Here is a 4,667-nt window from a genome sequence, read left to right as displayed (position 1 = left end):
GATATCTCACCCCTCACGAGACGCGCCTGCGCTATCAGCAGGACCAGAGCCTCGCTGCCTAACGCAACTGTGTCCACGATCACGGGGAAACTTCACTGCGCGCAGCCGGCCCCGTTCACCGGATCTCGCTCCCGGACGGCGCTCCCGTCTGGATCGTGACCCGCTGGTCCGATGTGTACGCCGAGCTCAGCGAAGGCAGGCTGTCGGTGAACAACCGGCATTCCGGCGTGGGTTACAAAGGCTTCTCCCTGCCTCCGGCCCTGGACGCCAACCTGCTCAACATCGACCCAGCCGACCACCTACGCCTACGGCGCCTGGTCTCCAAGGGATTCACCCCGCGGCGCGTCGAAGACCTGCGTGAGCGCGTGCAGACCGAAGCCGACCGTCTGGCCGACGGCTTAGCTGACAAGGACCGTCCCGACCTCGTCGCCGACTTCGCCACCCCCTTGCCGCTGACCGTCATCGCCGACCTGTTCGACGTACCAGAGCCGAACCGGCGACCTTTCTCCGGCTGGGTCACCGACATGGTCGCCCCCGAGCGCCCAGAACAGGTCGCCGAGGCCGTGGACAGCATCCACCGCTTCCTCCTCGACCTCATCGCCACACGCCGGGTGCATCCCGGCGAAGATCTGCTCTCCGCCCTGATCGCCGCCCACGACGAAGGCGATCAGCTCAACACGAACGAACTCGTCTCGCTGGCGTTCTTGATCTTGATAGCGGGTGTCGAGAACGTCCAACACGTCATCAGCGCCGGTCTGCTGACCCTGCTAGAGCATCCGGAACAGTTCGCCGAACTCCGCGCTGATGACACGCTGCTACCCGGCGCGGTCGAGGAACTCCTTCGGTACGCGCACCCCAACCAGATGGCCATCCGTCGCTTCGCCACCGAGGAGATCAACATCGCCGGAACCGCGATCCCCGCCGGCGACACCGTGCTGCTCTGTCTCGCCTCCGCGCACCGGGACCCGGACCGGTATCCCCAGCCGGACCGCTTCGACATCCACCGCGCGGACAACGCGCACCTGGCCCTTGGGCACGGAGTGCACTACTGCCTGGGTGCCCCGCTGGCACGCCTCCAGATCCAGACCGCCATCAGCACCCTCATGCGGCGCTTCCCTCACCTGGCTCTCGCCAGCCCTCATGAGGAACCCAAGTGGCGCTCCTCCTGGCGGTCCCGCTCCCTTGCCCAGCTCCGAGTCACCGTTACCGGCCCGCCCAACGGGCAGCTTCCCGAATGAGCCCGTACGTCACGCTTCGGTGCGTTCCGCATCCGCTGCGCCCGGCGCCGTCGCCCAGGTGCGCCAGGTCAGTGCGACACGGTTGCTGTCCACCGTTCGCGATCCCCGCGACGCGGCCGGGTAAAAGGCGATCTGCTCCAGCATGAGCACCAGCACGCCCTTCTTCGAGGCCAGGGGGGCGTGCTTCCACCAGTGCACCAGATCACGCACACCCCCCAGGGGCGCTTGCTTCACCTGCTCCAAGCGCCGTGCCTCGACCTCGGCCTCCCGGATGCGCTTCGACAGCTCCCTGTCGGCCGAGCGGAACGCGGCACCCGACATCTGCGTACTGGCGTACTCCTTACCCAGTTCACTCTGTCGCGCGCGATCGCCCTTCGCCCGCTTGCGCAGCTCGGCTGACTCGGCCAGGACCCGGTCGTGTACCGCCTCCAAATGGCGTGCGACTTCCGGCTTGGCGAGCTCGGCCAGGACGTTCTCCGCGACGTAGATCTCGGCCAGATCGGCGTTGATACGCACCTTGCCGCACCCGCCGGGATGCTGTGCTGTGCTCGGCGCACACCGGTAGCCCCGGCTACCGGAGTTCGACGGCGACGCCGTGAACAGACTGCCGCACAGACCGCACACGCTCAGGCCGCCGCTCGTGAGCAAGTAGTCGCGCTGCTCGGCTCGTGGGGAGGCGGGCTTCGCGGCCTCTTTCTGCGCTCGAAGCTGCTTGAACTCGGCCGGGGTGACGATCTGCGGCCCGCCGGTCTCCACCAGTTCGCCCTGATCATCCTCTTCGAGCCCAGCGATCGCCGGATGGTCCAGCACCGCGTCGAGCCCCACGGGCCTCCAGAGGTTCCCGAGCGTCGTCCGGTAGCCGGCGGCGTTCATCCACTCCACCACCTGGGGGGACAACTGCTTCGCCAAGCGACGGCTCATCGCCTGGCGAATCCCAGCCGCCTCCGCCTCAAGCACGCGGCGATGCGCCGCATCCTCAAACCCGTACAGCCGTGGCACGTGAGCTCCTCGCCTTAGACCGACCCCCTTGTACCGGCCACCTTAGCGAAGGTAGGTCACATTGATGCAGAGCTAGCGAATACCTCACGCAAGGGCATATGCCTTCAGGGGCGCCCCTCGGGCACCGACGGCGCCTCCACCCCGAGCACCTTCCACAGCCCGGCGGTCGGCACACGCACGGTGTCTCCCAGTTGCAAGGTCCGCACCGGGAACGCACCGCCCCGGAGCAGCCCGTACGCCTTGTCCCGGCCGATCCCCAGAGCCCGCGCGGCGGTCACCACATTCACCGTCGCCGGCAGCGCCAGCAACTCCTCCAAGCCCATCGCTCCGGCCACCGCCGCAGGCTGCCCGGCGTCTCCTTGAGCAGTCATTCCGTTGTCGCAATCTCCCCCACGCCAACGTTCACAGGACTGTACAGCAGTGTCATACAACCCCCGCAAGATCGAAAGAGACAGCACAAGACGCGTACGGAGACGTACAGATGATCACGACTGGCCTCCACGGTCAGTCGGCAGGGGACTGGATGTTCGAGCCGAGTTACTACCGCCGATGCCAGTGCAAGGGGCCACTGAAGGACAAGGAGGGGAATCCGGTCTTCGACCCCGAGGGCAATCCCAAGATCGGATCCATCGGCACAACATGCCCCAAACTAGGGAAGGGCCACGGCACCTGGGCGTTCTACTTCGAACTCGAACCCGGTGAAGGGGGAGCCCGCGAGCGAGTGCGCCGAGGCGGCTTCGCCAAGCTGGATGACGCCAAGAAGAAGGCGAAGGAGATCTACGACGACGCCATGGCGGGCACTGACGTGCTGTCCGACGAAACGTGCGGCGACTTCTTCCTCCGCTGGATCAAGGCGAAAAAGTCCCTCGCCCGCACCACCCGCCGCGGCTACGAGGAGCACCTCGACGTATACCTCATCCCTCACCTCGGGCACATCAAGCGACGCGACCTCAAAGTCCGCCACCTCGACAAGCTGTACAACGCGATCGAGAAGGAGAACTCCGAGAGAATCCTCCACCGTCTTCGTATCGATCAACTCCAGAAGGACCGGGACGACGCACACCGAGCCTGGGTGAAGACAGCGGGCTACGCCAAGAGGGAGGAGCGCCGCGCTACCCGCAAAGCCTTCCTCGACGCGAACGCCGCCCTCCGCGAGGGCAAGAAGGGGCTACGGAAGATCACCTCCGCTGCCACCATGCACCGCATCAACGACACCCTCAGCTCAGCCCTCTCCTGGGGAATCAAACGCGAGCAAGCCTTCTCCAAGAACTGGGCACAGCTCGTCGAGCTGCCACCGGTCACCCGGCCGAAGCCACTCGTCTGGACCCCCGAGCGCGTCGAGCACTGGAAGCGCACCGGGGAAAAGCCCGGCCCGGTCATGGTCTGGACTCCGGAACTCACCGGCCAGTTCCTCGACTTCACCAAAGACGACTGGCTCTACGAGCTATGGCACAGCTTCATCTTCCTCGGCCCCCGCCGCGGCGAGATGGCCGCGCTGCCCTGGACCGAGGTCAGCCTGGACGCTCTGTGGCTACGGATCTCCCAGCAGATCGTGGAAGTCGCCTACAAGCTGTACGGCGAAGCGCCGAAGGCCGACAGCGTCCGCACCCTGTGGCTGAGCCTGGAGTCCGGCGACAACCTGGCCGCCTTCCGCACGAAGCAGGCGCGGAAACGCCGGGAGTGGGGCGGTGCCTACGTCGAGAGCGGCCGGGTGTGGACGCACGAGAACGGCGAAGAGCTGCACCCGGACTGGATATCCCGGCGCTTCGCGCGCCTGGTGAAGCTATCCGGCCTTCCTCCGGTTCGCCTCCACGACCTCCGTCACCTCGCCGCCACCTTGTCCCTGCTCGCCGGCCACGACATCAAGGTCGTCCAGGAGAAGCTGGGTCACTCCTCACGCCAGGTCACCTCCGATACCTACACCAGCGTGCTGCCCGAGATGATGCGAGCCGAGGCCGAGTCAGTCATGACGGTCGTGCCCCGCGACGTCCCCTTCGATATGCGCGCACCGCTGGAGATCCCCGAGACGGCCTGGCAGGGCGACATCAGCGTCTTCTTCGCCCACGGCGCACGGCAGCAACCAGACGGCACCTGGCTCGTTGGACTACAGACCCAACCGGATGCCAGCCCTATCGGCCTGATCTCCCTCACCGGCCGAGGGCAGGACGACGCCGCCAACGCCGCCGTGAGGTGGGTACGCGATCACTGCACCATGAAGCATCTGGAACTGGTCCGAGTCGAGAACTTCAATGATCGGTATCCACAAGAGCAGCGCGCGGACTTCTCACTCGCCCGCTTCACGGTCGCCCGCTCCGAGCCTCCGGGCCTGGATGAGTGGGCGCTGCCGAGGGGCCTGCCGTCGGCAGCCGCTCGGGCCTCTCGCCGAGCTCCGAGGACGCGTCGCAAGGCGGTGTGAAGGCACTTCTGTCC

Annotated in this window: 4 protein-coding genes; 2 read left to right on the top strand and 2 right to left on the bottom strand. The window is 66.5% G+C overall.

Translation table 11 applies throughout. From position 1 onward, the window contains the following. Positions 1-155 precede the first annotated feature (155 nt). A complete protein-coding gene (locus ACFU99_RS33795; RefSeq protein WP_384399407.1) occupies positions 156-1,238 on the top strand; it encodes a cytochrome P450 in 1,083 nt (360 codons plus the stop codon). A 9-nt stretch (positions 1,239-1,247) separates the two neighbouring features. Here the strand turns inward: ACFU99_RS33795 and ACFU99_RS33790 are convergent, their stop codons facing one another. Together ACFU99_RS33790 and ACFU99_RS33785 are read right to left on the bottom strand one after the other, a co-directional pair. Beyond that, positions 1,248-2,237, bottom strand: coding sequence for a recombinase zinc beta ribbon domain-containing protein (locus ACFU99_RS33790; RefSeq protein WP_384399405.1), 990 nt, complete (start codon positions 2,235-2,237; stop codon positions 1,248-1,250). A gap of 104 nt (positions 2,238-2,341) precedes the next feature. Further along, complete coding sequence (locus tag ACFU99_RS33785) at positions 2,342-2,608, bottom strand: DNA-binding protein (protein ID WP_384399402.1); 267 nt, start codon at positions 2,606-2,608, stop codon at positions 2,342-2,344. 110 nt (positions 2,609-2,718) lie between these two features. On the opposite strand from ACFU99_RS33785, the gene ACFU99_RS33780 reads away from it, so the two are divergent. Continuing rightward, on the top strand, positions 2,719-4,653 hold the full coding sequence (locus tag ACFU99_RS33780; protein WP_384399399.1) for a tyrosine-type recombinase/integrase: 1,935 nt from the start codon (positions 2,719-2,721) through the stop codon (positions 4,651-4,653). Positions 4,654-4,667: the final 14 nt, after the last annotated feature.

The sequence above is a fragment of the Streptomyces sp. NPDC057654 genome (genome assembly GCF_042800135.1).
GTDB lineage: Bacteria > Actinomycetota > Actinomycetes > Streptomycetales > Streptomycetaceae > Streptomyces.
Note: the sequence above shows the minus strand (reverse complement) of the source record. Positions and strands in the feature narration are given on the sequence as shown.